The organism is Novosphingobium sp. JCM 18896, assembly GCF_025938095.1.
GTDB lineage: Bacteria > Pseudomonadota > Alphaproteobacteria > Sphingomonadales > Sphingomonadaceae > Novosphingobium.
In genome coordinates, this window is the sequence record NZ_JAPCZF010000024.1 from 1 (window position 1) to 2,387 (window position 2,387).

Sequence of the window (2,387 nt, forward strand, 5' to 3'; positions counted from 1 at the left end):
CTTGCAATTCTCGATGAGCGTGGCGATTACCGCCCAGTTGTCGCCGCCTTCGTCTGAACCGGCGAAGAGGGCGTTCTTGCGATTTAGGGCAAGAGGTCTGATCGACCGCTCGACGGTGTTCGTGTCGAGATCGACGCGGCCGTCGTCGAGGAAGCGCGAGAGCCCGTTCCAGCGGCTCAGTGCATAGCGGATCGCATCGGCGAGCTTACTCTTGGCACTGACCTGCCGCAGCCGCGCTTCCAGATAGAGCTTCAGATCCTCCACCACCACACGGCTATGTTCATCACGCATGATGCGGCGCTGCTCGGCCGACGTGCCCCGTACCTCGTCCTCGACGGCATAGAGCATGGCGATGCGACGCAGAATCTCGGTCGCGACCGGCGACTTATCCGCGAGCTCAAAGAATTTACGCCGGACGTGCGACCAACAGAAAGCGAGGCTGACCTGCTGGCGACGCTTGGCAAGCGCCGTATACCCGCCATAGCCGTCTACCTGCAGGATACCTGCGAAGTCTCCGAGATGGGCGTCGGGCCGTTCGGCCTTGCGGTCGGGGGCATAGACGTAGGCGACCATCGGCGGGCCGCTGCCGTCCCATGGTCGGTCGTCGCGGGCGTAAGCCCAGATCTGACCAGTCTTGGTGCGCCCGCGTCCGGGTTCGAGCACGGGTGCCGTCGTCTCATCGGCGAATAGCCGCTCGGATCTTCGCAGCTCCTCGAGCGTGCGATCACGCAGGGGCCTCAGATACCAGGCCGCTCGGCCGACCCAGTCCGCCAGGGTAGATCGGTCGAGCTTGATGTCTTGGCGGGCGTAGATCTGCGCCTGCCGGTATAGGGGCACATGGTCGGCGTACTTCGACACCAGCACCTGGGCGATCAGCGCCTCGGTCGGAATGCCGCCCTCGACGATATGGGGCGGTGCCGGGGCTTGGACGACCGCACTCTCGCAAGAACGGCAGCCGTAGCGCGGGCGACGCGTCACAAGGACGCGAAAAGTGGTTGGCACGACGTCCAGGCGTTCGGAGAAATCTTCGCCGATCGCATGCAGTGCGCCGCCGCAGCACGGGCAGGCCTTGTCTTCAACATCGACCACCTGCTCGATCCGCTCGAGGTGGGCAGGAAGCGAGCCGCGGTTGGTCTTGCGCGGCTTCTCGCTTCGAGAGAGCTGCGCGACCGCATCGCGGACCGCGCGGGCCTGCCCGAGCGCCGTCTCGACATCCTCCAGGCCAAGCTGGAGCTGGTCAGGATCGAGCTGCTCGGAACGCGGGCCGAACCGGTGGCGCATGAAGGCGTCGATAATCGCCTGTAGCCGCTCGATCTCTGCATCGGCCTCCCCCTTGGCGAGGGTCAGTTCAGCGAGTTGGGCATCCTTGGCGACCTGTGCCTCGGCAAGCATCCGGGACTGTTCGAGGACCAACGCGCGTAGCGTGGCAACGTCCTCAGGCAGGTCCGCTTCGGTGAGCATGGAGAGAGTGAATCAGCAGGCGAAAGCCCCGTCAACCGGCAATCTGCGGCGCTTGTGGCCGGCGCCCACCATGTACCCGGCGCCAGTCCAAACCTTCTAGCAAAGCGCCGAGTTGGGCCGCCGTCACTCGCATGACGCCGTCCTGTAGCCCAGGCCAGCGAAACCCGCCCTGCTCGAGCTTCTTCGCCATGAGGCACAGCCCCGTGCCGTCCCACCAGATCAGCTTTATCCGGTCGCTTCGCTTCGCCCGGAAGACATAGATGACCCCGGAAAAGGGATCGCCGCCGTACTCGGCACCAACCAGCGCCGCCAGAGCATCCGGCCCTTTGCGAAAGTCCACTGGACGCGTTGCGATCATGACGCGCGCGCCAACACCAGGTCCGATCATCGCGTCGCCTTGAGCGCTTCGATCACCGCGGCGATCAGCCCTTTATCGGTACCGCGGGCGATCCTCACCGCTACACCGTCTATCTCCAGTTCGACCGCGCTCGGAGACGATCGGCGCCGACGCCGAGGACGCTTCGCCATGGGAACCACATCGCTCGGCGGCGACGGCTCGATCACTGCGGGAACGAAGAGAGGCGCGGGCGCCGGGGCAACTGGAAGTGTGAAACCTTGGGCTTCCATCTGCTTGCGCAGTTCACGGCGCCAAGTGAAAAGCTGCGAGGGGATCATGCCGTGCCGCCGAGCAACGGCGCTGACGGACTCCTGGCCGGAGTAGCTCTCCGCAACGATCGAGACCTTGACCTCAGGTGGCCAATCCCGACGCTTGCCCGCGCCGGTGAAGACCTCGAACCGCTGAACCCCGCTAGTGCCAGCATCGTCACATGACATCGTCATAGCACTAACGACCTCCGCCTGATCAAAGGCGGTGAAACTCGGCTACGCGGTTCACACCCGCAAGGTGGGGCTCAGGCTCCGCTTAC

The 2,387-nt window shown here is 64.8% G+C and carries 3 protein-coding genes; all 3 read right to left on the reverse strand.

Annotation, left to right across the window (positions count from 1 at the left end):
- A partial coding sequence (gene tnpC, locus OLX23_RS25720; RefSeq protein WP_264448214.1) for an IS66 family transposase occupies positions 1 to 1,461 on the reverse strand: 1,461 nt, incomplete at its 3' end.
- A gap of 31 nt (positions 1,462 to 1,492) precedes the next feature.
- Positions 1,493 to 1,849, reverse strand: coding sequence for an IS66 family insertion sequence element accessory protein TnpB (gene tnpB, locus OLX23_RS25725; RefSeq protein ID WP_264448216.1), 357 nt, complete (start codon positions 1,847 to 1,849; stop codon positions 1,493 to 1,495).
- The gene (tnpA, locus tag OLX23_RS25730) at positions 1,846 to 2,301 is read right to left on the reverse strand and encodes an IS66-like element accessory protein TnpA (protein ID WP_264448217.1); all 456 of its coding nucleotides are present in this window, start codon (positions 2,299 to 2,301) and stop codon (positions 1,846 to 1,848) included. The genes tnpB and tnpA overlap by 4 nt, the downstream gene beginning before the upstream one ends.
- Positions 2,302 to 2,387: the final 86 nt, after the last annotated feature.